The sequence below is a fragment of the Pseudomonas sp. TKO26 genome (genome assembly GCF_003225665.1).
In the GTDB taxonomy this organism is placed as follows: domain Bacteria; phylum Pseudomonadota; class Gammaproteobacteria; order Pseudomonadales; family Pseudomonadaceae; genus Aquipseudomonas; species Aquipseudomonas saponiphila.
In genome coordinates this window covers 14,272-39,159 of the sequence record NZ_QKLN01000045.1, presented here as the reverse complement: position 1 = coordinate 39,159, position 24,888 = coordinate 14,272, and the positions used below count along the sequence as shown (strand labels likewise).

Sequence of the window (24,888 nt, the reverse complement as noted above, 5' to 3'; positions counted from 1 at the left end):
GCGACCGATGGCCGCAGGCATCGGTCCAATTAGCCCGCCGCGGCTCTCGTCGGTTTGTTACCATGCGCGGGTTTTTGCCTGTCTGGCTGTTCAAAGGGCGTTATTTCATGAGTGTTCTGCTGACTCGCCGCACCCTGCTCACCAGCGCCGGGGTGCTCGGCCTGGGCCTGCTCACCGGTTGCGACAACAGTCCCCGACTGTCCTTCAAGTACGGCAAGGACCTGAGCAATCAGATTCTCGGCCGCACCTTCAAACTCACCGATTCCCAGGGCGAAACCAAGTCGCTGTCCAGCTACCGCGGCCTGATGCCGATGATCTTCTTCGGCTTCACCCAGTGCCCGGCCGTGTGCCCCACGACCCTGGCCCGCGCAGCGCAGGCCAAGAAGCTGATGGGCCGCGACGGCGAGCGCCTGAAGGTGGTGTTCATCACCCTGGACCCGGAGCGCGACACGCCCGAGGTGCTGGACGCCTACGTCAAGGCCTTCGACCCGAGCTTCGAGGCGCTGTACGGCAGCCTGGAAGAAACCGCGGCCACCGCCAAGGAATTCGGCGTGTTCTACGAAAAGATCCCCAGCGGCTCGACCTACACCCTGTCCCATACCGCCACCAGTTTCGTCTACGACTCCCGGGGCACCTTGCGCCTGGGGCTGTCCCAGTCCCTTACCGCCCAAGAGTGCGCGGAAGACCTGCTCACCGTCATGGAGGTTTGTTAATGAATGCCCACCAGCGCCCGTCGCGCCTTAAATCCGCCCTGCTGCTGATCTCTCTGCTGGGCCTGGCCGGCACCGCCAGCGCCGCGACCCAGGTGGACAACGCCTGGGTCCGCGCCACCGTCCCTGGCCAGCACGCCAGCGGCGCCTTCATGGACCTCACCGCCAGCAGCGACAGCAAGTTGGTCGACGTGCAGTCGCCTGTGGCCAAGAACGTGCAGATCCATCAGTCGAGCATGCACAACGACGTGATGAGCATGCAGCAAGTGGACGCCATCGCCCTGCCAGCCGGGAAGAAGGTCAGCCTGGACACCCACGGCTACCACGTGATGCTCATGGAGCTGACCGGCCAGATCAAGGTGGGTGACAAGGTGCCGCTGACCCTGATCGTGGAAAACGCCAAGGGCGAGAAGGAGTCGATCAAGGTTGAAGCCGAGGCCCGGGCACTGGATGCGCCGGACCACAGCATGATGCAGCACTGAGACACCCAGCTTGAAAACCGGCCCCAATGGGCCGGTTTTTTCATGGGTAATCCAGCGCCCGCGCCAGCCACACGGTGAAGCCGCAGCACTGTGGATCTTCACTGACGTGCTGCACCACCTCGAACCCATGGGTGTCGAGCAAGGTGCAGTACTCCCCGGGATCGAGGCTGGCGTGGTACAGCGCCTCCCCCTGGAACTGACCAATGGCTTCCCCCGCCGCCGGACCACTGGTGAATAGCAGGGCACAGCCCGGGGCCGCATGGCGCTCGAACACCGCGAACATGGCGCGCTGATCGTCCGGGCTCAGGTGGAACAGACTGTTCCACGCGAGGATGCCGGCGAAGTCCTGATCCAGGGCCAGCCCGCGCATGTCGGCGTGGAGCCACTGCTGCTCGGGAAAGCGCTGACGGCACTGGTGCAGCAGGGCCGCGGAGCTGTCGACGCCGGTGAGTGCATAGCCATGCTCGCGCAGATAGCCCGCCACCGGCTCGCCGCCGCCACAGCCCAGGTCCAGTACCTCGCGGCCTGCGCCCATGACCTGGCGAAAGCGCTCCAGCCATAGCCGCGCCTGGGCGAAGGCCCCGGTATCGGCCTGGCGCAAGCGGTCCCAGGCCAGGGCATGACGCTGGTACAGATCGACGATGTGACGGGCGGATTCGTGCATCTGGAGGTTTCCCGGTGTTGTGGCGCTGGCCGCGGATTACACCACAAGTGCAGCGCGCCAGGCGAAGGTGCCGGCGTCCTCGGCCACCAACCCATGCCCCTGTTATGCTTGCCCGGTCGCCGCGGCGATCTCCCACTTGCCCTTGGTTCAATGGTCCAGCATGTCTTTGTCGTCCTCCCCCGCCACGCACCGCACCCGCTACGCGCAACCGAGTAGCGGCTCATGATCGCCCCCGTCCTGGCGCGCCTGTTCAAGCGCGGCGCACTGATCGTCGGCGTGGCCGGCCTGACCCTGCTGGCGTGGCGGGCCTACGACAGCGAACGGGGCCCGGCGCTGCAACCCTGGCACCTGCGGGTGCCCCACGAATTGAGCAGCGAGCAGATCGATCGGGCCGACTGGGCAACCTGGCTGCAGGCCGAGGGACGGGTGTTCGCCGAAGTCGAGCGCGAGGTCAGCGACACCCTGGACCCGTCCCAGGTGCCGCCCTTCAACCGTTACCGCAAGGACAGCCGGGTCTACCCACCGCACTTCGCCACCGACTGGAACCGTTCCTACGTGCTGCGCCCGGCGGGTAAGCCGCGAGGCGTGGTGGTGCTGCTGCATGGCTTGACCGATTCACCCTACAGCCTGCGGCATGTCGCCCAGCGCTATGTCGAACACGGCTACCTGGCCATTGGCCTGCGCCTGCCGGGCCACGGTACGGTGCCAGCGGGGCTCACCGATGCAAGGTGGCAGGACTGGCTGGCGGCTACCCGGCTGGCCCTGCGTACCGCCCGGGCCGAGGTGCCGGCGCCGGCGCCACTGCATCTGGTGGGCTATTCCAACGGTGGCGCGCTGGCGGTCAAGTACGCCCTGGATGCCTTGGACGACCCGCAATTGCCCCAGGCCCAGCGCCTGGTGCTGATTTCACCGATGATCGGCGTCGCCGCGTCCGCGCGGTTTGCCGGGCTGGCCGCCCTGCCTGCGGTGCTTCCGGCCTTCAGCAAGGCGGCGTGGCTCAACCTGCGGCCCGAATACAACCCGTTCAAGTACAACTCGTTTCCGGCCAATGCCGCGCGCCAGTCATGGCTGCTGACCGATGCCCTGCAACAGCAGTTGCAGGTTCTGACAGACGATCCACGCCTGGCCCGGCTGCCACCGATCCTCGGCTTCCAGTCGCTGACCGATGCCACGGTCAGTACCCCGGCGGTGGTCAACGGCCTGTATCGGCAACTGCCGGCCAACGGTAGCGAGCTGGTGATCTTCGACCTCAACCGCGACCGCGACTTCGAAGGGCTGCTGGATACGGCCAGCGTCACCTCCCTGGCCAACCTGCTGCCACCGGCGCCACGCAACTACACAACGCGAATCCTCAGCAACGAGGGCTCGGGCAATGCCAAGCTGCAGGAGCTCAGCCAGCTCGCCCTGAGCCTGGAGAGCAGCCGGCGCCCCCTGGAGCTGGCCTACCCGCCTGGGGTGTTTTCCCTGTCCCATGTGGCGCTGCCCTTTCCGATCGACGATGGCCTGTACGGCACCCAGCCCAGCCCCCGTGAAGATTTCGGGGTGCACCTGGGCACCCTGGCGGCCCGGGGCGAACGCGGAGTGCTGGTGGTGCCCATGGACGAGTTGATGCGCCTGACCGCCAACCCGTTCTACCCTTATCTGATACAGCGCATCGAGGCGCAGATAGATAAAGCAACAGTTGAGTAATTGATCGGTCGAAAGCCCGAGTGGTACTTTCGCCGCCCCCTCCCCCCCTTGATTTCCGAGGGGGCGCAACTGCCGTTACGGCAGGGAAAGATGATGACTCTGATGTTTGAAGCCCCGCCCAGCCGCCAGTCCACGCCCAGCCGCCACGCGCTGAAGGCCCTCATAGCGGCCCTGCTGCTCGGCGCTGCCGGGAGTACCCACGCCGATCAGCAGCAGGACTTCTGGTACGTGCAGACCAGCGTCTACACCAACCACTGGCGCAATGACCCCGACCACAACAACCACCAGGACCTGATCGGCCTGGAACGCAACTACGCCGACGGTGAGCTGTGGGGCGTGAGCACCTTCCGCAACTCCTTCTCCCAGCGCTCCTACTACGCCTACGTCGGCAAGGCCTGGGAGAGCGCCGACTGGCCGGTCTACGCCAAGCTCAGCGGCGGCCTGATCCAGGGCTACAAGGGCGACTACAAGGACAAGATCCCGCTGAACCACTTCGGCGTGGCGCCGGTGCTGATTCCGGCAGTCGGCGCGCATTACGGACCGGTGGCCGCGGAACTGGTGGTGCTTGGCACCGCTGCGGTCATGGTCAACGTCGGTTATCGCCTCTGAAAGTAGTTTGCACCCATCCTTATTGGCTGGAGCTTTGATCGAGTATTGCGCTGAGTTTTAGATGTCCCTGAGAATCATTTTTGAATAAAGGCAAAATGATACTATTGCCCGTCGACAGATCCTTCGTTCTGGTCATCGAAACTTCAAGAGTTTTCTCATCAGGCAAGGCTTGGGCCCACAGTAGCAAGGGCCTGGAGTCCACAGTGCTGGTCGGGGGGAACACATGTCGGACATCAAAGATTGGGCAAAGCGCGGCCATACGCTGCGGCGTATCGAGCGTTTTGAAGCCTTTTTCAGCGGTTATGGGTTTGAGCCGCATCGCCATGATACCTACGCGGTAGGCAGGACACTGGCAGGGGTCCACAACTTCAATTACCGCAAGAGCATGCGTCACAACCTGCCGGGGGGAACAATCGTCCTGCACCCCGACGAGTTGCACGATGGTGAGGCCGGCACCGAGGAAGGCTTTCAGTACCGTATCGTCTACATCGAGCCCGCCCTACTGCAGCAGGCCCTGGGTGGCAAACCTCTGCCGTTCGTCGAGGGAGGGCTGTCTCGGGATCCCCGCCTTTATCAGGCAACCCAAGTACTCATGCAGACCATGGACACGCTCATCGACCCCTTGGAAGAGGATGACGCCCTGTATGACCTGGCTCAGGCACTGGCAGCGGTGGCCGGCATGCAGCGCGGACGCAAGGCGCTGGATTTCATTGCCGCCGAAAGAGCCCGTGAATACATCCATAGCGCTCTTGACCGGGTAGTGACCCTGGATGAGTTAGAGGAGGCCAGTGGTCGTGATCGCTGGAGCCTTTCACGGGACTTTCGCGCGTTATATGGCACCAGCCCCTACCGTTACCTGACCATGCGCCGCCTGGATCATGTCCGCGTCCTGATGTGTTCGGGTTTCTCCATCGCCGATGCCGCGATCACGGCAGGATTCAACGATCAAAGTCATATGACCCAGCACTTCACCCGAACCTATGGCCTGCCTCCGGCACGCTGGTTGCGCATGATCCGCCCTTACTGATCTTGCAACTTGCACGATCTTACAAGACGCCCCTTCCTCCCCTTCATAGACTGCGCGGCGGACGACAGCAATGCTCTTCGCGCAGTTAGCTATCAGCTCCAATACATTGATCTGTAAAGCTTTTGTATTGAATGCCCCCCCCTTTAAAGGGAAGCAAAACTGCACGCCGAACATGACCCAACTGTCGCTCATCGTACCTGTCCCACAGTGGGCGCAGGTTGCGCGGAGCGGGGTTTTTCCTGCCGCGCCTAACCATCAAGAGGAAATCAGGATGAACTCCATCATCAACGTCTCGAACGTAACAGTGGTTGGGACAGTGGGCGGAACCCTTAATAGCACTCGCGGCGTCCAGTTCAAGGCACGTCTTTCCAAGTAAGGCTGTCCAGGGAACAAGCACTACTCAGTGCTTGTTCTCTAACGTCGGTTACGTCGGTGAGGGGTAAACAGAGCATGCAGGTCATGACCGTTTTAAGAGAAGAAGCCTACGTTCTTTCCAGTGTTGTCATTCAGACGCAGGTTGGAACACGGCTTGCCGTCTATCAGCGCCATTGCACTGCCTGGTACGAGTTCGATACCGCCAACAGCGATTATCTGCGCCAGGGTTTCTGCCTGATTGACGTGCCCCCCAGGAGCAGGCGTGCCTAGAGCAGGAGTGTGGGTTTTGAGCCCTCATATCCTCATCGACCAAGCCCTCGAAGGCGTTGCCGATCCCAGCAACCAGTCCGATATCGATGTACTGGTGCAAAGCCTGATCACACGCCTCTTCAATGACGGGGCGATCACCGCCGAAGAGTTCACTCACTACTGCAAGCGCCTGATGGAAGCCTGTCACCGGCGCAAGGAGGCAGAATGACCACTTCCCCAATCAAGTCGTTCATCATCGATGATGAGCGCTGCACTCACTATGCCAGCGACATAGAGGCCGAATCCGGCAGTACTGGCTACCGCGATATCTGGGTGATTGAAATCAATCGTTGGGAAACCCGTGCCTATGGCATTACCCATGAACGAGAAGCGTTGAAGAGCTAACCAATGTTCATTAGGACGATCTGTGTCGGGCCAACGGAGGCTAAATGGAAGTCGGTCAGAAACTTGAATTGTTGGACAGTTCGCCCAGCGCCTTGCGCAGAGCCGCCCCCGCGGCGTTGGCGATCATTCCGGTGAGCATGTTGTTTGGCATGCTGGCGCAGCGGGCCGACTGGTCGCTGCTGGAGGTGGCGCTGGTGGGCTTGCTCGGGTTCACTGGCAGCGGTCAATTCGCCGCCCTGCCCCTGGCCCAGTCCGGGGCTGGGTTCTTTACGCTGTTGCTGGTCACCGCGTCGATCAATAGCCGTTACCTGCCCATTGCCTTCACATCGTCGTCGCGCTTGCCTCGGGGCTTTTTGCGCAAGGCCGGAACGGCGCACATGCTGGGTGATGAGGCGTATGCCACCGAGCACGAGCGGGACGCTCCAGGCACGGTGCTGGCGATCCGGGCCACGATCTTTTTGACCTGGGTAGTGGCTGGGGTACTGGGAGCCCTGCTGAGCAAGCTGCTGCCGGCCGAGTGGATCGGCAACGAGGTCAACCTGGGCTACCCCGCCAGCGTGGTGTTGATGTTCCTGTCACTGGTGCAATTGCGCGCCCGCTTGAACGTGATCCGTGAGCGCCAGCTGGGTGTGCTGTTGCTGAGCGCAGTTTGCGTGGTACTGGCGCTGCTGCTGATCAACGTTTTGGGATCGGTGTACTTCTGGATTCCCAGTGTCTTGATTGCCACTGCGGTATTGACCAGGGCCAAGCTATGACTCAATCGACTTGGATCACGATTGCTGCGTTGTTCGCCACCAGTTGCCTGGTGCGGATCATTCCGGCGTTCGTGACGATTCGCCTGCAACCTGCGATGCAACGTTGCCTGGAGCAGGTATTGCCGGTGGCGGTGTTTATCAATTTTGCGGTGTACATCGCCTACAGCGAGATCAGCCGCGAACCCCTGGCGGCATCGATTTCCCTGCTGCTCGTCGGGGTCATCGCCTTGACCAACAGCCTCGGTCTGATCACCTCCGCGGCGCTCGGCGCGGCGGCCTACTTTGCAGTGATGCATCTGGCCACCGGCTGAGGTCTTTGTCGTGCACAACAGCCATCGAGGCACCTGTCGCGAACACTTCCGTGGCATTGCCGAAGGATTGAACGATGGCTGACCCTGCCAACCAAACAGACGACCTCTCGAGGATGCAGGCGGCCCATTGGTGCATGCGCCTGCCGCCAAGCCAATTGCGCTGTCGAAGAGCATCAGGCAGTCAAGTGCTGGCTACAACGCGGTCCAGGCCACCCATTTGAATGCGCGAACCCGGGTTCTCACCAGGCTGCTGGTGCCCAACGTACCGGCGCCACGCTACAGGTAGAAGCGATCGATGGCCCGGCGCCGCTCATTGTCATCGCGCATGTCATAACTGGTGGCGGTCTGGATATTGGTGTGGTGCGCGAGTTTCTGTGCCAGCGACAGGTCATGTTCCTCGATCACCCGGGTGATGAATGAACGACGGAAGTCGTGGGGCATGATCTGCACACCGACCTCGACCCGCGCGGCCGGCCTTCGCCGAGTGATGGGGAGCGGCCAAGCCACCGCGTGCCTCCTGGCACAGAGGCGCCAGGCTTATGGCTGATCCTCGCAGCCCAGGCCCTGACGCTGGGCCTTTTCATCCTCCAGGGTCTTGCCGGTGCGGGCCATCACTCGTCGCTGCAAGGCCCGCAGCGGCGAACCGTCGAGGCGCTTGCAACTGTTGATTTCCCAGGTATCGCCGGTGTTCAGGCTGACCGAGAACAGGCCCCAGTACTCAGTGGCGCCGGCCTTGGGGTCGTTGTAGCCCAGGCTGAAATCGTAGTACCCCGGATGAGGCGGCTGGCCGTTCTCGTCCTGCAGGTCGCCGTCGATGAATACCCCGGGGCGCTGCAACTGATAGTCCTGATGCTTGAGGGCCACCCGCAGTACCTGTTCCGCTTGTTCGCGGGTCAGTCCGCTGGCCTTGATCTGTGCCGGCTGCAAGGCATCGCCGGCAGCGGCTGCCAGGGTGGTGCAGGCCAAGAGCAGGCCCAGCAGCCAGGTAGAAACGTTGAGTTTCAGCACGCCATGCGCCCTCTGACTGCGATGATGATGTCCGCCAGATACTGGGCGAAACCGTCCCGGCCGCCGGTCTTGGCATTGCCGGTGTTATAGCCGCTGCGCACCAGCGCCTGGGCGAATGCCATAGGTTCACGCTGGCCGCGTACCGCTGCGCCAAAGCTGGTGGCGAAGGATTGCGCGGACTTTTGAAAGGAGTCGAACCTGGCCACCTTGATACTGGCATTGCCCTGGGGCGACTCGGCGCCGATCTGCAGCGGTGCCGGTGCGTGCATGGAGAAATAGTTGTTCAGTTCCCGGGCAATCCGCCCGGTGCCGTACTGGCTCTCCTGAGCCGCCAGGCCCAGGAGGTTCTCCACCGGCAGGTCGAGCTGGTCGGCAATGGGTTGGCACACCACCTTGTACTTGCTGACAAAGGTCACGGCACTGATGTTGTTGCAGAGTTTGGCGCTCACGTTGATTCCCTCGATTGACCGTTCAATTCCATTGCTTGTGATTTTCGCGGCGCGATTATAAAGCAACCCGCAGTGCAAGCTGTCGAGCCCGTCACAGACTAAAGGTCGCCGGCTGGCCCGGCTATGCTGAAAGCCTGCGGGCATGACGGGAATTCACCATAAATTTGACGATTTTTTCTCATTTACCGCTCTACATTGCGCGCAGTTTTCATTTGCAAATGATTCCTATTGTTCGACTTGCCGCTAACCTCTACCGGCATACCGGATACCCCGGCTTGATGCATTCACAACACCACCGCAGGAGCTGCCTTGATCATGACTCTACGTATCCCATCGTGCTTTAACGTCTGCCTGCTGGTCGGCGCCTTGCTGGCCGCCGGCCATGCCTACGCGGCCGACGCCGATGGCATCCTGGTGTACAACGCCCAGCACGAAGGCCTGACCAAGGCCTGGGTCGAAGGCTTTACCCGTGACACCGGAATCAAGGTCACCCTGCGCAACGGCGACGACAGCGAGATGGGCAACCAGCTGGTGCAGGAAGGCCAGGCCTCGCCCGCAGACGTGTTCCTCACCGAGAACTCGCCGGCCATGGCCCTGGTGGACAACGCAGGGCTGTTCGCCAAGGTGGCTCCGGTAACGCTGGAGCAGGTGGCTGCCGCCTACCGTCCGACCCACGGCAACTGGGTGGGCATCGCCGCGCGCTCCACGGTATTCGTCTACAACCCGGCCCGCCTGCAACCGGCGAACCTGCCCAAATCCCTGCTGGACCTCGCCAACCCGGCGTGGAAAGGCCGCTGGGCCGCATCACCCGCTGGCGCCGACTTCCAGGCCATTGTCAGCGCGGTACTGGAACTCAAGGGGCAAGCCGCGACCCTGGAATGGCTCAAGGGCATGAAAGCCAATGCCAGCGTCTATCGCGGCAACAGCGCGGTACTCAAGGCGGTCAATGCCGGCCAGGTGGACAGTGGCGTGATCTATCACTATTACAGCTTCGTCGACCAGTCCAAGACTGGCGAGAACAGCAAGAACACCGCCCTGCACTACTTCAAGCATCAGGACCCGGGGGCCTTCGTCAGCCTGTCCGGCGGCGCGGTACTGGCATCCAGCAAGCACCAGGAGCAGGCCCAGGCCTTCCTCAAGTGGATCACCAGCGCCAAGGGCCAGGCTGTGCTGAAGAACGGCAACTCCTTCGAATACGCGGTGGGCCTGGGCGCCCAGTCCAATCCCAAGCTGGTGCCTCTGGCCGAGTTGGAAGCCCCCAAAGTCGACGCCGCCAAGCTCAACAGCAAGCAAGCCGTGGACCTGATGACCCAGGCCGGTCTCCTGTAAACCATGGCCGACAATCTGTCACGCACGCCCGCTGCGCAAATGCCCCGGGGCGCTGTCGCGACCTGCAGCGGTTATCGCCGCCAGGGCCAGGGACGGCGCTCGCCGCCCTGGCTGCTCGGCGCGGCGCTGCTGGTGTCGCTGCTGGCCCTGCTGCCCCTGGGGTTTGTCATCGGCATCTCGATCCAGACCGGCTGGGCGACCATCAGCCAGTTGCTGCTGCGGCCGCGGGTCGCGGAGTTGCTGGGCAATACCCTGTTGCTGCTGGTACTGACGTTGCCGCTGTGCGTGCTGCTGGGGGTGGCGCTGGCGTGGCTGACCGAACGCAGCGACCTGCCCGGGCGGCGGGCCTGGTCGCTGCTGGCGGTGGCACCACTGGCGGGGCCGGCGTTCGTCCACAGCTATGCCTGGGTCAGCCTGGCGCCCTCGCTGCACGGCCTGCCAGCGGCAGTGCTGGTGTCGGTGATCGCCTATTTCCCGTTTATCTACTTGCCGGTGTCAGCCACCCTGCGGCGTCTTGATCCGGCCCTGGAAGATGTCGCCGAATCCATGGGGCTCAGGCCCCGGGCGCTGTTTCTGCGGGTGGTGCTGCCGCAATTGCGCCTGGCGATTGGCGGTGGTGCATTGCTGGTGGGCCTGCACCTGCTGGCCGAGTACGGCTTGTACGCGATGATCCGCTTCGACACCTTCACCACAGCCATCTACGACCAGTTCCAGTCCACCTACAACGGCCCGGCGGCCAACATGCTGGCCAGTGTGCTGGTGCTGTGCTGCCTGGCGCTGCTGGCGACGGAGTCCGCCAGCCGTGGCCAGGCGCGCTACGCCCGGGTCGGCTCCGGCAGCCCGCGCGCGCAACGCCTGCAGACCTTGCGCGGCGCAACACGGCTCGCGGCGCTGTGCCTGCCGGCGCTGACCTGCGCCCTGGCCCTGGGAGTGCCGCTGCTGACCCTGGGCAACTGGCTGCTGGCCGGCGGCCTTGAGGTCTGGCAGGCGCCGGAGCTGCTGCCCAGCCTGCAACAGACCCTGATGCTAGCGAGCCTGGGGGCGTTGCTCACCACCTGCGCGGCGATTCCCGTGGCCTGGCTGTCGATCCGCGCTCCCGGGCGCCTGTTGCGGGTCCTGGAAAGCTGCAACTACGTCACCAGTTCCCTGCCCGGCATCGTCGTCGCCCTGGCCCTGGTAACGGTTACTGTGAAATACGCCCGGCCGATCTACCAGACCAGCATCACCGTGCTGCTGGCGTACCTGCTGATGTTCCTGCCTCGCGCCCTGGTCAGCCTGCGCGCCGGCATCGCCCAGGCGCCGGTGGAGCTGGAAAACATCGCCCGCAGCCTGGGGCGCACGCCGTTTCAGGCGCTGTGGCGCGTGACTCTGCGTCTGGCCGCGCCGGGTGCCGCGGCCGGCGCGGCCCTGGTGTTCCTGGCCATCAGCAATGAACTGACCGCCACCCTGCTGCTGGCGCCCAATGGCACCCGGACCCTGGCTACCGGTTTCTGGGCCAGAACCAGCGAGATCGACTACGCGGCGGCAGCGCCCTACGCCTTGATCATGATCCTGCTGTCCCTGCCGTTGACCGGCCTTCTCTATCACCAATCCAGACGTACGGCGGGCCGATGAACGCTCTCGAACTTCACGCAGTGCACAAATCCTTCGGCGGCGCCCCGGCGGTGCAGAACATCAGCCTCAGCGTGCCGGCGGGCAGCCGCACGGCGATTGTCGGGCCCTCGGGCTCCGGCAAGACCACCTTGCTGCGGATGATCGCCGGCTTTGAATATCCCGACCGCGGGCGCATCACCCTCAATGGCCAGGTGCTGGTGGACGACCAGGGCGCGGTGCCGGCCCATCGGCGCCTGATCGGCTATGTGCCGCAGGACGGCGCGCTGTTTCCGCACCTGAGCGTGGCGGCCAACATCGGCTTTGGCCTGACCGGGCCCCACGGGGACAAGCAGCAGCGCATTGCCGAGTTGCTCGACATGGTGGCCCTGGACCGGAGCATGGTGGCGCGCTGGCCCCATGAACTGTCCGGCGGCCAGCAGCAACGGGTGGCCTTAGCCCGGGCCCTGGCCCAACGCCCGCGGCTGATGCTGCTGGACGAGCCTTTCTCGGCCCTGGACACCGGCCTGCGGGCCTCGATGCGCAAGGCCGTGGCACGACTGCTGGCCGAGGCCGGCGTGACCACCATCCTGGTCACCCATGACCAGGCTGAAGCCCTGTCTTTCGCTGACCAGCTGGCAGTGATGCGTCAGGGCCGGCTGGTCCAGGCCGGCGCGCCGCTGGAGCTGTACCAGCACCCACGGGATGCCCAGACCGCGCTGTTTCTAGGCGATGCCGTGCTGCTGCCGGCGCGGTTGGACCAGGGCCTGGCGGAATGCGACCTGGGCCTGGTGCCGGTCCGCGATGCAACGCTCCAGGGCCCGGCGCAGATCATGCTGCGCCCCGAGCAATTGCAGGTGCTGGTCGATGACGGCGATTGCACAGACAGTTGTCAGGGCGTGGTCAGGGAGTGCGACTTCGCCGGCAACACCTGCACCCTGAGCATCGGCGTGACCAGCGCCGCGGGGCATGAACAGCTGTTGCCGGTACGCAGTTCCGGATTGCAGGCGCCGGCCCCCGGCAGCCGGGTGCGCATTCGCACCCTGGGGCATGCCCATGTCCTGGGCAGCAGCCCCGAGGCTTGAGCCAAGGATGCTGTCGTCGATCATGGTTTCGCGTCGCTATTGCCTCGATACTGGGGCCTCGCCGCTGCCACGCTGGACAAGGAATGAACGATGACTGATGCCACCCATCAAGCAGAGCACGTGCTGATGATGCAGGCCGCGCACTGGTGCGTACGCCTGCGCGAGGCCGATTGCAGCCTGGCCGAGCGCCAGGCCTTCGAGGACTGGTTGCAGAGCGACCCGAGCCATGGGCTCGAATACGCGAAGATAGTGGAAGTCTGGGACCTCTGCGGGCAACTCACGCCAAGCCTGCCCTGAACATGTCGCGCTACAGGTCGAAACGATCAATGGCCCGGCGCCGCTCGTTGTCGTCGCGCATGTCATAGCTGGCGGTGGTCTGGATATTGGTGTGATGAGCCAGCTTCTGGGCAATCGACAGGTCGTGTTCCTCGATCACTCGGGTGATGAATGAACGGCGGAAATCGTGGGGCATGATCCGCACGCCGACCTGGGCGCCGCGCTGCCGGGCGATGTAGTAGATAGCGTGCTTGGTGATGCGCTCGCGGGTGATATGACCACCACGGCGGATCCGGTTGAACAGAAAGCCGTCGTCCTCAAGACCCGCCGGCAAGTCTGCGCGACGCAGGTCCAGCCAGGCCTGGAGTTTGTCGAAGGCCCAGGTCGGCGCGTACTTGATCAACTGCTTGTTGCCCTTGGCCAGCACCTGCAGGCTGCGCTGGGCGAAGTCCACCTGGGCCAGGTCCAGGTTCACCGACTCCGACTTGCGCATGCCCGAGCCGTACAGCACGGCGATGATCGCCGCGTCGCGCACGCCCTGGGGGCGCGGGTCCGCGGCACAGACGGCCATCAGTTCCTGGATCAGCCCGCGCCTGAGGTTGCGCCCCCGGGACAGGCGCGTGCCGCCCATGGCCTTCACCGAGCGCATCTTCAACAGGTGGTCGTAGCTGATCAGGCTGGCGCGCCAGGCTTCGTTGAACACCCCGCGCAGGGCGTTGACGTAGAGCGAGGAAGTACTGGGGGCATAACCGTCGCGGCGCAAGGTCGCCACCAGGGCCGCGACCTGCTCGGGCTGCAACTGGTGCCAGGGAATGTCCTCCAGGTTGAGGTCTTCATAGCCCAGGCGGTCGGCGGCGTCCTGCAGCACGTAGCGCAGGGTCGTCTGGCTGGAGGGGGCCAGGCGGGTCAGGTACAGGTTGAGGGGATTGGCGCTGCAGGCGCCAGGTACGGATGGCATCAGGATCCTCCCCCGAAAACCGGTTGCACTGGGTAGCACCCCGACCCGCAAGAAAAAAGTCTGCGGTTACCCTCTTCAAGATCCGCCGAAAAGCGGCTAAAACAGTGGCCGGAATTCAGTTGACTGCCACCCATGCACATAAACTGAACGCTGGCTGTCTGGCTCGCAGAAAAACGGACTTTTACCTTATTTTTCATATTCGTTTCACATTTTTCCGCTTAATCTCAGCCCCCGACGGCTCGCCCTCCGAGTGCAGTCTTTTCTCAGGTTGCAAAGATAACACCTTGATCCACATTTACTTTTCACAAACATAGTCTTTACTCATGTGCTGCATGGAATGCCCCGCTGGCTCAATCACTGGATGTGCCTTGATGACTGCATGACCTCCCCGCTTTCCATGAACCGTCCGTTCACTCGCAAGACCCCGTATTTCCGGCATTAGCTAAACCCGAGGTAACCATGAACCAGGCTTTCCTTCCCTTCTCGCGTCCGAGTATTGGCGACGAAGAGATAGCTGCAGTGGAGCAGGTTCTGCGCTCCGGCTGGATCACCACCGGCCCGAAAAACCAGGAACTGGAACAACAGTTCGCCGAACGCGTCGGCGCCCGACATGCCGTGGCCCTGTCCTCGGCCACCGGCGCCATGCACATCACCCTGCTGGCACTGGGCATCGGTCCTGGCGACGAGGTGATCACCCCGTCCCAGACCTGGGTTTCCACCGCCAACATGATCTGCCTGCTGGGGGCGACCCCAGTGTTCGTCGATGTCGACCCCGACACCCTGATGAGCGACGCGGCCACCATCGAAGCGGCCATCACCCCACGGACCAAGGCGATCATTCCGGTGCATTACGCCGGCGCCGCCTTCGACCTGGATCCGCTGTACGCCCTGGCGGACAGGCACGGCATCCCGGTGATCGAAGACGCCGCCCATGCCGCCGGCACCACCTACCGCGGCCGGGTCATCGGCGCCCGGGGCACGGCGATCTTCTCCTTCCACGCCATCAAGAACATGACCTGCGCCGAGGGCGCGATGTTCGTCAGCGATGACCAAGCCCTGGCCAACCGGGTGCGCATGCTCAAGTTCCATGGCCTGGGTGTCGACGCCTACGACCGCCTGACCCACGGGCGCAAGCCCCAGGCCCAGGTGATCGAGCCCGGCTTCAAGTACAACCTGGCGGACATGAACGCCGCCATTGCCCTGGTACAGCTGCAGCGCCTGGACGAGATCAACGCCAAGCGCGAAGTCCTGGCCAAGGCTTACCTGGAGCGCCTCCAAGGCCTGCCGGTGCAGCCTCTGCACCTGCCCCAGTACCCACAACAGCACGCCTGGCACCTGTTCATCCTGCGCATCGACGCCGAACGCTGCGGCCTGGACCGCGACGCCTTCATGAAGGGCTTGCAGGAGCAGAACATCGGCACCGGCATCCATTTCATCGCGACGCACCTGCATACCTACTACCGACAGCGCTTCCCCGAAGTGCACCTGCCCCATACCGAATGGAACTCGGCGCGGCTATGCTCGATTCCACTGTTTCCGGACATGACCCTCGACGATGTCGAACGGGTTGCCGGTGCCATTGAAAACCTCCTGGACTGAAGCCTTTGAAACCTTACCCAATTCAGTTCGTGTCGATCGTCATTCCGGTCTACAACGAAGAACAGAGCCTGCCCGAGCTGCTGCGCCGCACCGAAGCGGCCTGCCGCCAGCTCAAGCACGAGTTTGAAATCGTCCTGGTGGACGACGGCAGTCGCGACCAGTCGGCGAATATCCTGCAAGAAGCCGCCGAACGCGAAGGCAGCCCGGTGGTGGCGGTGATTCTCAACCGCAACTACGGCCAGCACGCGGCGATCATGGCCGGCTTCGAGCAATGCCGCGGCGACGTGGTGATCACCCTCGACGCCGACCTGCAGAACCCGCCGGAAGAAATTCCGCGCCTGGTGGCCCAGGCCGAGCTCGGCTACGACGTGGTCGGCACCGTGCGCAACAACCGCCAGGATTCGGCCTTCCGCCGCTGGCCGTCGAAACTGATCAACCTCGCCGTGCAGCGCTCCACCGGTGTGGCCATGAGCGACTACGGCTGCATGCTGCGGGCCTATCGCCGGACCATCATCGACGCAATGCTCGCCTGCACCGAGCGCAGCACCTTCATCCCGATCCTGGCCAACAGCTTTGCCCGGCATACCACCGAGGTGCTGGTAGAGCACGCCGAGCGCGAGCACGGCGACTCCAAGTACAGCCCGATGCGCCTGATCAACCTGATGTTCGACCTGGTCACCTGCATGACCACCACGCCGCTGCGGCTGCTGAGCATCATCGGTTTCGGCATGGCCGGGGTCGGCGCCCTGTTCGCCCTGATGCTGATCATCCTGCGGCTGATGTTCGGCGCTACCTGGGCCGGCGACGGCACCTTCGTGCTGTTCGCGGTGCTGTTCGTGTTCACCGGTGGCCAGTTCATCGGCATGGGTCTTCTGGGTGAATACCTGGGACGCATGTACAGCGACGTGCGGGCCCGCCCGCGCTTCTTCATCGAAAAAGTCTTGCGCAGCCAGCCCGCGGCCCCGGCCCCTGCTGTGACTGTCGACGGTTTAACTTCCACTCATACAGATCAGGTTTCGCCATGAGCAATAAAGCTGTTGTCTTCGCCTACCACGATATTGGCTGTGCTGGCATCGAAGCCCTGCTCAACGCAGGTTACGAGATTGCCGCGGTGTTCACCCACGCCGACGATCCCAAGGAAAACACCTTCTACGGCTCGGTAGCCCAGCTCTGCGCCCGCAAAGGCATTGCCGTGCACGCCCCGGAAGATGCCAACCACCCGCTGTGGATCGAGCGCATCGCCAAGCTCAACCCCGACTACCTGTTCTCCTTCTATTACCGCAACCTGCTGAGCGAGCCGCTGCTGGCCACTGCCAGCAAGGGCGCGTTCAACCTGCACGGTTCCCTGCTGCCGCGCTACCGTGGTCGCGCACCGGCCAACTGGGTGCTGGTCAAGGGCGAAACCGAAACCGGCGTGACCCTGCACCGCATGGTCAAGCGCGCCGACGCCGGCGCCATCATTGCCCAGGAACGCGTGGCCATCGAGCGCAGCGACACCGCCCTGACCCTGCACCACAAACTGCGTGACGCCGCCGCCAGCCTGCTGCGCGACACCCTGCCGGCACTGGCCCAGGGCAAGATCACCGAGACTGCCCAGGACGAGTCCAAGGCTACCTACTTCGGTCGTCGTACCGCCGCGGACGGCAAGCTGGAGTGGAAACGCCCCGCCGAAGAACTGTTCAACCTGGTACGCGCGGTGACCCAACCGTACCCGGGCGCCTTCTGCGCCGTTGGCGAGCACAAACTGATCGTCTGGAGCGCCGAAGTGGTCAAGGGCAACGAAGGCCAGGCCCCGGGCCGGGTCATCAGCGTCGACCCGCTGCGCATCGCCTGTGGCGAAGACTCGCTGGTGATCACCTCCGGCCAGCGCAACGCCAACGGCCTGTTCCTGGGTGGCCCGCAACTGGCCAATGAGCTGGGCCTGGTGGACGGTTCCCTGCTGCGCGGCGCGGAATCCGGGCGCAAGCCACGCCGCACCCGCGTGCTGATCCTGGGCGTCAACGGCTTTATCGGCAACCACCTGTCCGAGCGCCTGCTGCGTGACGACAAGTACGACGTCTACGGCCTGGACATCGGCTCCGACGCCATCGAGCGCCTGCGCAGCCATCCGAACTTCCACTTCGTCGAAGGCGATATCAGCATTCACTCCGAGTGGATCGAATATCACATCAAGAAGTGCGACGTGGTCCTGCCGCTGGTGGCCATCGCTACCCCAATCGAATACACCCGCAACCCGCTGCGCGTGTTCGAACTGGACTTCGAAGAGAACCTGAAACTGGTTCGCTACTGCGTCAAGTACAACAAGCGCGTGATCTTCCCGTCGACTTCGGAAGTCTATGGCATGTGCCAGGACAAGAACTTCGACGAAGACACTTCCAACCTGATCGTCGGTCCGATCAACAAGCAGCGCTGGATCTACTCGGTATCCAAGCAACTGCTGGACCGGGTGATCTGGGCCTACGGCGCCAAGGGCCTGAACTTCACCCTGTTCCGTCCGTTCAACTGGATGGGCCCGCGCCTGGACCGTCTGGACTCGGCCCGTATCGGCAGCTCCCGCGCCATCACCCAGCTGATCCTCAACCTGGTGGAAGGCACGCCGATCCGTCTGTTCGACGGTGGCGAGCAGAAGCGCTGCTTCACTGACATCGCCGACGGCATCGAAGCCCTGGCACGCATCGTCGACAACGAAAACGACTGCTGCAACGGCCAGATCATCAACATCGGCAACCCGGACAACGAAGCCAGCATCCGTCAGCTGGGCGAAGAACTGCTGCGTCAATTCGAAGCTCACCCGCTGCGCGGCAACTTCCCGCCGTTCGCCGGTTTCCGCGACGTCGAAAGCAAGGCCTTCTACGGCGCTGGCTACCAGGACGTGGAACACCGCAAGCCAAGCATCGAAAACGCCAAGCGCCTGCTGAACTGGGAGCCAACCGTGGAGATGAGCGAAACCATCGGCAACACCCTGGACTTCTTCCTGCGTGAAGCCATGCTGGAAATCGCCGACCGCTCGAAAGAAGAAGCTCGCTGATGCAGGCAGGTCTGCGCATTGATGTCGATACCTACCGCGGCACCCGGGAGGGGGTGCCACGGCTGCTCGAATCGCTGGACGAAGCCGGGGTCAAGGCCACCTTCTTCTTCAGCGTCGGGCCGGACAACATGGGGCGCCACCTGTGGCGCCTGATCCGTCCGCAGTTCCTCTGGAAAATGCTGCGGTCCAATGCCGCGGGCCTGTACGGCTGGGACATTCTCCTGGCCGGTACTGCCTGGCCGGGTAAACCCATTGGCCGGGACCTGGGGCACTTGATGCGCCAGACCCTGGCCGCCGGCCACGAAGTCGGCCTGCACGCCTGGGATCACCACGGCTGGCAGGCCAACACCGGGCGCTGGAGTCAGGCACAGCTGATCGAACAGATCCGCCGTGGCGTCGACAGCCTCAACGATATTCTCGGGCAAGCGGTGAGCTGCTCGGCGTCCGCCGGTTGGCGCGCCGATGAACGCGTCATCGAAGCCAAGCAACAATTCGGCTTTCGCTACAACAGCGATTGCCGCGGCCAGAGCCTGTTCCAGCCACGTCTGGCGGACGGCAGCCTGGGCGCCCCACAGATTCCGGTGGACCTGCCGACCTTCGACGAAGTAGTCGGGCCGGTGGTGGCCGCCAAGGACTTCAACAACTACATCCTCGACCGGTTCAGCCCGGACAAGCTCAACGTCTATACCGTGCATGCCGAAGTAGAAGGGATTCTCATGGCCAATGATTTCCGCCAACTGCTGGCCAGTGCCAAGCAGCGTGACATCCACTTCCAGCCTTTGGGCGACATGCTCCCGAGCGACCTTTCCAGCCTGCCCGCGGGCAAGGTCGTGCGCGGCGCGCTGGAAGGCCGCGAAGGCTGGCTGGGAGTGCAAGGCGCATGATCAGACGTTGGGCCCTGCCGCTGCTGTTGATCGCTTTCGGTCTGTTCTACCTGTTGCCCATGGCCACCCACGGCCTGTGGATTCCCGATGAAACCCGCTACGCCCAGATCAGCCAGGAAATGCTCCTGACCGGCAAATGGGCGTCGCCGCATTTCATGGGCATCCGCTATTTCGAAAAACCGGTGGCCGGCTACTGGATGATCGCCATCGGCCAGGCACTGTTTGGCGACAACCTGTTCGGCGTGCGCGTGGCCTCGGCCCTGAGCACCGGCCTCAGCGTGGTCCTGGCCTATCTGCTGGCCCGGCGCCTGTGGAACGATCCACGCAAGAGCCTGGCCAGCGCCCTGCTCTACATGAGCTTTACCGTGGTCGCGCTGCAAGCCGGCTACGCCAACCTCGATCCGCAGTTCACCTTCTGGGTCAACCTGAGCCTGGTGGCGCTGTGGTTCACCTTCGACTGCCGCAGCGTGCGCGGCCAGGTGAGCGCCTGGGTGGTGCTGGGCCTGGCCTGCGGCATGGGCTTCATGACCAAGGGTTTTCTCGCCTGGCTGCTGCCGGTGCTGGTGGCCCTGCCCTACGCCATCTGGCAAAAACGCCTGCGCTCGCTGCTGATCTATGGCGGCCTCGGCGTGCTGGTGGCGATCCTCATCAGCCTGCCCTGGGCGCTGATGGTGCATGCCCAGGAACCGGACTACTGGCGCTTCTTCTTCTGGCACGAGCACATCCGGCGCTTTGCTGGTGAAGACGCCCAGCACGCCTCGCCCTGGTGGTATTACCTGCCGTTGCTGGTGGGCTTCTCGGTGCCTTGGGTGCTGCTGCTGCCGGCCAGCCTGAAACAGGCCTGGGAACAACGGCGCCTGAACAGCAGCGGCTTCCTGCTGCTGTGGCTGGTGCTGCCCCTGGCGTTCTTCAGCCTGAGCAAGGGCAAGCTGCCGGCCTATATCCTGCCGTGCCTGCTGCCCCTGGCCTTGCTGATGGGCCACACCCTGGTGGAGCGCCTGGCCGCCGGCAAGACCCGGCTGCTGGCCTTCAACGGCGTGCTCAACCTGGTGGCCGGCCTGCTGGGGCTGCTGGCCCTGGTGTATTTCCAGATGAAGAAGCCGGTGTATGTGGACGAGCCGCAACACCTGGTGCTGGTCTATGTACTGCTGCTGGGCTGGATCCTCAGCAACCTGCTGCAAGCCATGCGCCCGCTGAGCCTGTGGGCCGCGCCGGCCCTGGGCAGCTTCCTGCTGGTGGCGCTGGCCCCGGCGGCGCTGCCCAATTCGGTGGTCTACAACAAGATTCCCGACCAGTTCATCATCGATCACGTGGCCGAGTTGGGTCAGGCCAAGGCCCTGCTGAGCAACGATCTGGGCGCGGCCTCGGCGCTGGCCTGGCGCCTGGGCCGCCCTGACGTGACCCTGTACAACACCGAAGGCGAAGTGAAGTACGGCCTGGGCTACGAAGACAGCGCCGCGCGCAAGGTCGACCTGAACCAGGTCCAGCCGTGGATCGCCGAGGCCCGCAAGCAAGGCTCGATTGGCGTGGTGATGCGGGTCAAGAGCAGCGACGAGGTACATGAAGTCGAACTGCTGCCCAAGGACGCCAAGCGCTATGAGCAAGGCAACATCGTGATTTTCATCATTCCCCAGAGTCAGCCATGAGCCTGCTGTTGCTATTGCTGGCCTGCGGGCTGACCTGCCTGGGTCAGGTGGCGCAGAAGTTCGCCGTGGAAAGCTGGCGTGACCAGCCTTCCGGCGCGCTGCAAAAGCTGCGCTCGGGCTGGTTGTGGCTGGCCCTGTTCAGCCTCGGCCTGGGCCTGCTGGTGTGGCTCCTGGTGCTGCAGCGCATGGAGGTCGGCGTGGCCTACCCGATGCTCAGCCTGAACTTCGTGTTCATTACCCTGATCGCCCGTTTCGTCTTTCACGAGCCCATCGACCGTCGCCACTGGCTCGGCGTGGCCCTGGTGATCGGCGGCGTGCTGCTGTTGAGTCGCCACGCATGAGCCGGGCCAAGGGATTTGCCTTCGCCCTGGGCAGCGTCGCCCTGGTCAGCGGCGCCCAGTTGGGCATGCGCTGGAGCATGACCCGCCTGCCCGCCCCGGATCAGTGGCTGTCGGCCCTGAGCACCGGCAACGTCGACCTGGCCGCCCTGGCGGTAGTGATCGCGGCCATCGGCGCCTACGCGCTGTCGATGCTCTGCTGGCTCCTGGCGCTGCGCGACCTGCCGCTGGGCCGGGCCTATTCGCTGCTCAGCATCAGCTACGCGCTGGTCTACCTGCTGGCCGCCAGCCTGCCGCTGTTCAACGAACCGTTCACGCTTTCCAAAAGCCTCGGGGTGGCCTTGGTCATCCTTGGGGTCATTACCATCAACTCTCGATCTGCACCCGCGACAAGTCCCAGGAATACCCCATGAAAATCAGTGTATTTGGAAGTGGTTACGTCGGCCTCGTACAAGCCGCCGTATTGGCTGAAGTCGGCCACGATGTCATCTGCATGGACATCGACGAGCAAAAGGTCAAGCAGCTGCAACAAGGACACGTGAGCATCTTCGAGCCCGGGCTGGCCAGCCTGGTCAAGGAAAACCTCGAAGCCAAGCGCCTGCACTTCACCAGCGACGAAAAACTCGCGGTGCAACACGGCCAGGTGCTGTTCATCGCCGTGGGCACGCCCTCCAGCGAAGACGGCTCGGCGGACCTGCGCTACGTGCTGTCGGTGGGCGATGCGGTGGCACGCCACCGTGAGCAACCGGTGATCCTGGTGGAAAAATCCACCGTACCGGTGGGCACCGGCGACACCTTGAAGGCGCACATCGAAAAGGTCCTCAATGGCCGCCCGCTGCAATTCGATATCGTCTCCAACCCGGAATTCCTCAAGGAAGGCTCGGCGGTCACCGACTGCCGCCGTCCGGACCGGATCATCATCGGCTGCGAGCGCGAAGAAGTGCGCGATGTGATGCGCGACCTGTACGCGCCGTTCAACCGCAACCATGACCGCATCATGTTCATGGACCTGCGCAGTGCCGAGCTGACCAAGTACGCCGCCAACTGCATGCTGGCGACCAAGATCAGCTTCATCAACCAGATCGCCGAGCTGGCCGAGCACCTGGGTGCCGACATCGAATCGGTCCGCCTGGGAATCGGTGCCGACACCCGCATCGGCTATCACTTCATCTACCCGGGCTGCGGCTACGGCGGTTCGTGCTTCCCCAAGGACATGCGCGCGCTGATCCACAGTGCCCAGGAAGCCCATTGCTCCAGCGACCTTTTGCAAGCGGTGGAAGCCATCAACGAACGCCAGAAGCACAAGCTGTTCGAGCGCATCAAGGCGTTCTACAAAGGCGACCTGAAGGGCAAGACCTTTGCCTTGTGGGGCCTGGCGTTCAAACCCAACACCGACGACATGCGCGACGCCCCGAGCCGGGTGCTGCTGGATGCACTGTTCGCCGCCGGTGCGCAAGTGCGCGCCTATGACCCGGAAGCGATGCAGGAAACCCAGCGTCTGTACCCGGATGAATCGCGCCTGATGCTCATGGGCACCCCGGAATCGGTGCTCACCGGCGCCGACGCGCTGATCATCTGCACCGAGTGGCAGCAGTTCAAGGCGCCGGATTTCGACCTGATCCAGCAACGCCTGCAGGCGCCGGTGATCTTCGACGGGCGCAACCTGTACGACGCCGAACGCCTGGCCCGCAATGGCTTCACCTACTTCCCGATCGGCCGCGGTGAATCGCGCAACCTGCCGATTCCTCATCAGCAGTGGTCCACCGAGGCTTGAATGAACCCGCACTCCAGTTCCCCTTCGAACACACTTCTCTGGCAATCGTTGGGGCTGGGGCTGCTGGCCTTGCTGCTGTTCTGCGCCGGCACCGAGCACCAGTCGGCGATCGGCTTCGATTCGCGCTTCGTGCTGTTTGCCAAGGAAATGCTGCGCCATGGGCCGGGGTTCTTCCCCACCACCTATGGCCAGCCCTACGCCGACTACTCCAGCGCTTCGACCCTGCTGGTCTGGCTGTTCTCGCTGCCTTCCGGACAGGTCAGCAGTTTCACCGCCTGGTTGCCCACGGCCATCGCCTCGGCGCTGATCGTCAGCCTGATCTATCGCCTGTTGGCGCCCTATTCCCGGACCTGGGCCTTGCTCAGCGTCGCCCTGCTGTTGCTCAGCAACACCTTTATCAGCGAAACCCGCGCCGTGTCCCTGGATCAGATGCTCGCCGCGGTGTCCCTGGCGGTGTTCTACCTGGGTTATGCCCATGACCACTTCGGCGCCCGCCGGCACCTGGGCTGGATCTTCCTGCTGCTGGTGCTGGGCTTTGCCATTCGCGGGCCTATCGGCCTGGTGATTCCAACCGGCATGCTGTGCAGCTACTACCTGCTGGGTGGTCAATGGCGCCGCTTGTTCGGCTTCGGTTTCAGCGCCTTGTTGCTGCTGGTGGCCTGTATCGGCCTGCTGCTGTGGCTGGCCAAGCTCAGCGGTGGTCAGGCCTTTGTCGACGATGTGATCCGCATGCAATTCATGGGACGCATGGACGGCAGCGAAGGCTCCAGCGACGTCTTCTATTACTTCACCAGTTCCCTGGGCAACTACGCCCTGGCCTACCCCCTGGCGATCCTGGCCTGGATCGCGGTGCTGCTCAGTCGCCCCGCGGATCAGGCTCCGGCCCTGAAACTGCTGCGTCTGTGCACCGCGGCCGGGCTGATCGTGATGATCGGCCTGTCGATTCCCCAGGCGAAAAAGGCCCGCTACCTGCTGCCGATGCTGCCCATGGCGGCGATCATTGCCGCCTATCCGTTCCAGGCCGGCCAAGGCCGGCTGATGGGCTGGCTGCGCGGGGCGATCCAGGGCATCTGGCTGCTGCTGCCGGGGCTGCTGATCGTCGGCTTGCTGGTGCTGCGGCGCAAATTTCCCGAGCAGCTCGACTCGTTGACGCCGATGCTGCTGATCCTTGGCCTGCTGCAGCTGCTGTCCCTGGGGCTCTTGTTCAAGCGCCAGTGGCGCGCCGTGGGCCTGGCCTACAGCGCGGTGCTGGCGGTCTGGGCCTGCTACATCGGGGTCTTCGAGCCGGTGGAGCACCGCCTGTATGACACTCGCGCCTTCAGCCTGGGCGCCATGCAACTGATCGAGGCCGACCCGGCGCCGGTGGTCCTGCACCGCATGGGCAAGGACGCCAAGGCGATCAAGTTCATGGTCAACCTGGACCGGGACCTGCAGCCGCAGTTCAGCGAAACCCCCGAGGCCCTGGCGCAGATACCCGGCCCGGCCTGGGTGATCCTCGACCAGGGCGACCTGGCCAGCCTGCAGGGCACGCCCCTGGCCGGACTGACTCCGGTACTGAGCGGGCGTTTCGACAAGAACGACTTCGTCCTGCTGCACCTGCCCAAGAGCGCCGCCACGCAACCCTGAAAGCGTTGCATGGCACCCCGCC

At 63.8% G+C, this 24,888-nt stretch carries 27 protein-coding genes and 1 pseudogene; 23 read left to right on the top strand and 5 right to left on the bottom strand.

Features of this window, described 5'->3' with window-relative positions; genetic code table 11:
- The first annotated feature begins 107 nt into the window (after window positions 1-107).
- On the top strand, window positions 108-713 hold the full coding sequence (locus DNK59_RS31335; RefSeq protein ID WP_110725844.1) for an SCO family protein: 606 nt from the start codon (window positions 108-110) through the stop codon (window positions 711-713).
- Window positions 713-1,192 carry a copper chaperone PCu(A)C gene (locus tag DNK59_RS31330; RefSeq protein ID WP_110725833.1) on the top strand — a complete coding sequence of 160 codons (480 nt, stop codon included), beginning with the start codon at window positions 713-715 and terminating at the stop codon, window positions 1,190-1,192. Before DNK59_RS31335 ends, DNK59_RS31330 begins: the two co-directional genes overlap by 1 nt.
- A gap of 40 nt (window positions 1,193-1,232) precedes the next feature.
- Here the strand turns inward: DNK59_RS31330 and DNK59_RS31325 are convergent, their stop codons facing one another.
- The gene (locus DNK59_RS31325; RefSeq protein WP_110725832.1) at window positions 1,233-1,856 is read right to left on the bottom strand and encodes a trans-aconitate 2-methyltransferase; all 624 of its coding nucleotides are present in this window, start codon (window positions 1,854-1,856) and stop codon (window positions 1,233-1,235) included.
- Between the two features lie 222 nt (window positions 1,857-2,078).
- Here DNK59_RS31325 and DNK59_RS31320 point away from each other — a divergent pair, with 222 nt between their 5' ends.
- From DNK59_RS31320 to DNK59_RS31285, 8 genes are all read left to right on the top strand, one after another.
- On the top strand, window positions 2,079-3,545 hold the full coding sequence (locus DNK59_RS31320) for a carboxylesterase (protein ID WP_110725831.1): 1,467 nt from the start codon (window positions 2,079-2,081) through the stop codon (window positions 3,543-3,545).
- A 102-nt stretch (window positions 3,546-3,647) separates the two neighbouring features.
- Window positions 3,648-4,154, top strand: coding sequence for a sn-glycerol-3-phosphate transporter (locus DNK59_RS31315; protein ID WP_110725843.1), 507 nt, complete (start codon window positions 3,648-3,650; stop codon window positions 4,152-4,154).
- Window positions 4,155-4,377: 223 nt separating this feature from the next.
- A complete protein-coding gene (locus DNK59_RS31310; RefSeq protein ID WP_110725830.1) occupies window positions 4,378-5,181 on the top strand; it encodes an AraC family transcriptional regulator in 804 nt (267 codons plus the stop codon).
- A 450-nt stretch (window positions 5,182-5,631) separates the two neighbouring features.
- Window positions 5,632-5,826, top strand: coding sequence for a hypothetical protein (locus DNK59_RS31770; protein ID WP_146249953.1), 195 nt, complete (start codon window positions 5,632-5,634; stop codon window positions 5,824-5,826).
- 16 nt (window positions 5,827-5,842) lie between these two features.
- Window positions 5,843-6,034 (top strand): hypothetical protein, encoded by a 192-nt coding sequence (locus tag DNK59_RS31300; protein ID WP_110725828.1) that lies wholly within the window; start codon window positions 5,843-5,845, stop codon window positions 6,032-6,034.
- Window positions 6,031-6,210, top strand: coding sequence for a 2OG-Fe dioxygenase family protein (locus DNK59_RS31295; RefSeq protein WP_110725827.1), 180 nt, complete (start codon window positions 6,031-6,033; stop codon window positions 6,208-6,210). Before DNK59_RS31300 ends, DNK59_RS31295 begins: the two co-directional genes overlap by 4 nt.
- Before the next feature lie 44 nt (window positions 6,211-6,254).
- The gene (locus DNK59_RS31290; protein ID WP_110725826.1) at window positions 6,255-6,965 is read left to right on the top strand and encodes an AzlC family ABC transporter permease; all 711 of its coding nucleotides are present in this window, start codon (window positions 6,255-6,257) and stop codon (window positions 6,963-6,965) included.
- The gene (locus DNK59_RS31285) at window positions 6,962-7,276 is read left to right on the top strand and encodes a hypothetical protein (protein WP_110725825.1); all 315 of its coding nucleotides are present in this window, start codon (window positions 6,962-6,964) and stop codon (window positions 7,274-7,276) included. Before DNK59_RS31290 ends, DNK59_RS31285 begins: the two co-directional genes overlap by 4 nt.
- Window positions 7,277-7,552: 276 nt before the next feature.
- On the opposite strand, the pseudogene DNK59_RS31280 reads toward DNK59_RS31285, so the two are convergent.
- The 3 genes and pseudogenes from DNK59_RS31280 to DNK59_RS31270 all read right to left on the bottom strand — a co-directional run.
- Window positions 7,553-7,735, bottom strand: a pseudogene (locus tag DNK59_RS31280) (tyrosine-type recombinase/integrase); the annotation flags it as partial.
- Window positions 7,736-7,813: 78 nt separating this feature from the next.
- A complete protein-coding gene (locus DNK59_RS31275) occupies window positions 7,814-8,284 on the bottom strand; it encodes a hypothetical protein (protein WP_110725824.1) in 471 nt (156 codons plus the stop codon).
- Window positions 8,278-8,733 carry a glucosaminidase domain-containing protein gene (locus tag DNK59_RS31270; protein ID WP_256596750.1) on the bottom strand — a complete coding sequence of 152 codons (456 nt, stop codon included), beginning with the start codon at window positions 8,731-8,733 and terminating at the stop codon, window positions 8,278-8,280. The genes DNK59_RS31275 and DNK59_RS31270 overlap by 7 nt, the downstream gene beginning before the upstream one ends.
- 315 nt (window positions 8,734-9,048) lie before the next feature.
- On the opposite strand from DNK59_RS31270, the gene DNK59_RS31265 reads away from it, so the two are divergent.
- The 4 genes from DNK59_RS31265 (at window position 9,049) to DNK59_RS31250 (ending at window position 13,034) form a co-directional block, all read left to right on the top strand.
- Entirely contained in the window at window positions 9,049-10,062 is a 1,014-nt protein-coding gene (locus tag DNK59_RS31265) for an iron ABC transporter substrate-binding protein (protein ID WP_110725841.1), read from the top strand.
- A gap of 3 nt (window positions 10,063-10,065) precedes the next feature.
- Window positions 10,066-11,676 (top strand): iron ABC transporter permease, encoded by a 1,611-nt coding sequence (locus DNK59_RS31260; RefSeq protein WP_110725823.1) that lies wholly within the window; start codon window positions 10,066-10,068, stop codon window positions 11,674-11,676.
- Window positions 11,673-12,737 (top strand): ABC transporter ATP-binding protein, encoded by a 1,065-nt coding sequence (locus DNK59_RS31255; protein ID WP_110725822.1) that lies wholly within the window; start codon window positions 11,673-11,675, stop codon window positions 12,735-12,737. The genes DNK59_RS31260 and DNK59_RS31255 overlap by 4 nt, the downstream gene beginning before the upstream one ends.
- 90 nt (window positions 12,738-12,827) lie before the next feature.
- The gene (locus DNK59_RS31250; RefSeq protein ID WP_110725821.1) at window positions 12,828-13,034 is read left to right on the top strand and encodes a DUF4880 domain-containing protein; all 207 of its coding nucleotides are present in this window, start codon (window positions 12,828-12,830) and stop codon (window positions 13,032-13,034) included.
- Between the two features lie 10 nt (window positions 13,035-13,044).
- Here the strand turns inward: DNK59_RS31250 and xerC are convergent, their stop codons facing one another.
- Window positions 13,045-13,971, bottom strand: a complete 927-nt coding sequence (gene xerC, locus DNK59_RS31245; protein WP_110725820.1) for a tyrosine recombinase XerC — start codon at window positions 13,969-13,971, stop codon at window positions 13,045-13,047.
- A gap of 459 nt (window positions 13,972-14,430) precedes the next feature.
- Between xerC and arnB the strand changes: the two genes are divergently transcribed.
- The 9 genes from arnB to DNK59_RS31200 are packed head-to-tail and all read left to right on the top strand — an operon-like array spanning window position 14,431 to window position 24,866.
- A complete protein-coding gene (gene arnB, locus DNK59_RS31240; protein ID WP_110725819.1) occupies window positions 14,431-15,570 on the top strand; it encodes a UDP-4-amino-4-deoxy-L-arabinose aminotransferase in 1,140 nt (379 codons plus the stop codon).
- A gap of 5 nt (window positions 15,571-15,575) precedes the next feature.
- Complete coding sequence (gene arnC, locus DNK59_RS31235) at window positions 15,576-16,595, top strand: undecaprenyl-phosphate 4-deoxy-4-formamido-L-arabinose transferase (RefSeq protein WP_092314844.1); 1,020 nt, start codon at window positions 15,576-15,578, stop codon at window positions 16,593-16,595.
- A complete protein-coding gene (arnA, locus tag DNK59_RS31230) occupies window positions 16,592-18,598 on the top strand; it encodes a bifunctional UDP-4-amino-4-deoxy-L-arabinose formyltransferase/UDP-glucuronic acid oxidase ArnA (RefSeq protein WP_092314842.1) in 2,007 nt (668 codons plus the stop codon). Before arnC ends, arnA begins: the two co-directional genes overlap by 4 nt.
- The gene (gene arnD / locus DNK59_RS31225) at window positions 18,598-19,482 is read left to right on the top strand and encodes a 4-deoxy-4-formamido-L-arabinose-phosphoundecaprenol deformylase (RefSeq protein ID WP_110725818.1); all 885 of its coding nucleotides are present in this window, start codon (window positions 18,598-18,600) and stop codon (window positions 19,480-19,482) included. The genes arnA and arnD overlap by 1 nt, the downstream gene beginning before the upstream one ends.
- On the top strand, window positions 19,479-21,128 hold the full coding sequence (gene arnT, locus DNK59_RS31220) for a lipid IV(A) 4-amino-4-deoxy-L-arabinosyltransferase (RefSeq protein ID WP_110725817.1): 1,650 nt from the start codon (window positions 19,479-19,481) through the stop codon (window positions 21,126-21,128). Before arnD ends, arnT begins: the two co-directional genes overlap by 4 nt.
- Window positions 21,125-21,469 carry a 4-amino-4-deoxy-L-arabinose-phosphoundecaprenol flippase subunit ArnE gene (gene arnE, locus DNK59_RS31215; RefSeq protein ID WP_092314836.1) on the top strand — a complete coding sequence of 115 codons (345 nt, stop codon included), beginning with the start codon at window positions 21,125-21,127 and terminating at the stop codon, window positions 21,467-21,469. The genes arnT and arnE overlap by 4 nt, the downstream gene beginning before the upstream one ends.
- Window positions 21,466-21,879, top strand: a complete 414-nt coding sequence (gene arnF, locus DNK59_RS31210) for a 4-amino-4-deoxy-L-arabinose-phosphoundecaprenol flippase subunit ArnF (RefSeq protein WP_110725816.1) — start codon at window positions 21,466-21,468, stop codon at window positions 21,877-21,879. The genes arnE and arnF overlap by 4 nt, the downstream gene beginning before the upstream one ends.
- The gene (locus tag DNK59_RS31205; protein ID WP_110725815.1) at window positions 21,876-23,240 is read left to right on the top strand and encodes a UDP-glucose/GDP-mannose dehydrogenase family protein; all 1,365 of its coding nucleotides are present in this window, start codon (window positions 21,876-21,878) and stop codon (window positions 23,238-23,240) included. Before arnF ends, DNK59_RS31205 begins: the two co-directional genes overlap by 4 nt.
- Window positions 23,241-24,866 (top strand): glycosyltransferase family 39 protein, encoded by a 1,626-nt coding sequence (locus DNK59_RS31200; RefSeq protein WP_110725814.1) that lies wholly within the window; start codon window positions 23,241-23,243, stop codon window positions 24,864-24,866.
- Window positions 24,867-24,888 lie beyond the last annotated feature (22 nt).

Bases quoted from the DNA above. Each gene is read 5' to 3' on its own strand.
- DNK59_RS31335 (WP_110725844.1), top strand. From the start codon at position 108: ATGAGTGTTCTGCTGACTCGCCGCACCCTGCTCACCAGCGCCGGGGTG.
- DNK59_RS31330 (WP_110725833.1), top strand. From the start codon at position 713: ATGAATGCCCACCAGCGCCCGTCGCGCCTTAAATCCGCCCTGCTGCTG.
- DNK59_RS31325 (WP_110725832.1), bottom strand. From the start codon at position 1,856: ATGCACGAATCCGCCCGTCACATCGTCGATCTGTACCAGCGTCATGCC.
- DNK59_RS31320 (WP_110725831.1), top strand. From the start codon at position 2,079: ATGATCGCCCCCGTCCTGGCGCGCCTGTTCAAGCGCGGCGCACTGATC.
- DNK59_RS31315 (WP_110725843.1), top strand. From the start codon at position 3,648: ATGTTTGAAGCCCCGCCCAGCCGCCAGTCCACGCCCAGCCGCCACGCG.
- DNK59_RS31310 (WP_110725830.1), top strand. From the start codon at position 4,378: ATGTCGGACATCAAAGATTGGGCAAAGCGCGGCCATACGCTGCGGCGT.
- DNK59_RS31770 (WP_146249953.1), top strand. From the start codon at position 5,632: ATGCAGGTCATGACCGTTTTAAGAGAAGAAGCCTACGTTCTTTCCAGT.
- DNK59_RS31295 (WP_110725827.1), top strand. From the start codon at position 6,031: ATGACCACTTCCCCAATCAAGTCGTTCATCATCGATGATGAGCGCTGC.
- DNK59_RS31290 (WP_110725826.1), top strand. From the start codon at position 6,255: ATGGAAGTCGGTCAGAAACTTGAATTGTTGGACAGTTCGCCCAGCGCC.
- DNK59_RS31285 (WP_110725825.1), top strand. From the start codon at position 6,962: ATGACTCAATCGACTTGGATCACGATTGCTGCGTTGTTCGCCACCAGT.
- DNK59_RS31265 (WP_110725841.1), top strand. From the start codon at position 9,049: ATGACTCTACGTATCCCATCGTGCTTTAACGTCTGCCTGCTGGTCGGC.
- DNK59_RS31260 (WP_110725823.1), top strand. From the start codon at position 10,066: ATGGCCGACAATCTGTCACGCACGCCCGCTGCGCAAATGCCCCGGGGC.
- DNK59_RS31255 (WP_110725822.1), top strand. From the start codon at position 11,673: ATGAACGCTCTCGAACTTCACGCAGTGCACAAATCCTTCGGCGGCGCC.
- DNK59_RS31250 (WP_110725821.1), top strand. From the start codon at position 12,828: ATGACTGATGCCACCCATCAAGCAGAGCACGTGCTGATGATGCAGGCC.
- xerC (WP_110725820.1), bottom strand. From the start codon at position 13,971: ATGCCATCCGTACCTGGCGCCTGCAGCGCCAATCCCCTCAACCTGTAC.
- arnB (WP_110725819.1), top strand. From the start codon at position 14,431: ATGAACCAGGCTTTCCTTCCCTTCTCGCGTCCGAGTATTGGCGACGAA.
- arnA (WP_092314842.1), top strand. From the start codon at position 16,592: ATGAGCAATAAAGCTGTTGTCTTCGCCTACCACGATATTGGCTGTGCT.
- arnD (WP_110725818.1), top strand. From the start codon at position 18,598: ATGCAGGCAGGTCTGCGCATTGATGTCGATACCTACCGCGGCACCCGG.
- arnT (WP_110725817.1), top strand. From the start codon at position 19,479: ATGATCAGACGTTGGGCCCTGCCGCTGCTGTTGATCGCTTTCGGTCTG.
- arnE (WP_092314836.1), top strand. From the start codon at position 21,125: ATGAGCCTGCTGTTGCTATTGCTGGCCTGCGGGCTGACCTGCCTGGGT.
- arnF (WP_110725816.1), top strand. From the start codon at position 21,466: ATGAGCCGGGCCAAGGGATTTGCCTTCGCCCTGGGCAGCGTCGCCCTG.
- DNK59_RS31205 (WP_110725815.1), top strand. From the start codon at position 21,876: ATGAAAATCAGTGTATTTGGAAGTGGTTACGTCGGCCTCGTACAAGCC.
- DNK59_RS31200 (WP_110725814.1), top strand. From the start codon at position 23,241: ATGAACCCGCACTCCAGTTCCCCTTCGAACACACTTCTCTGGCAATCG.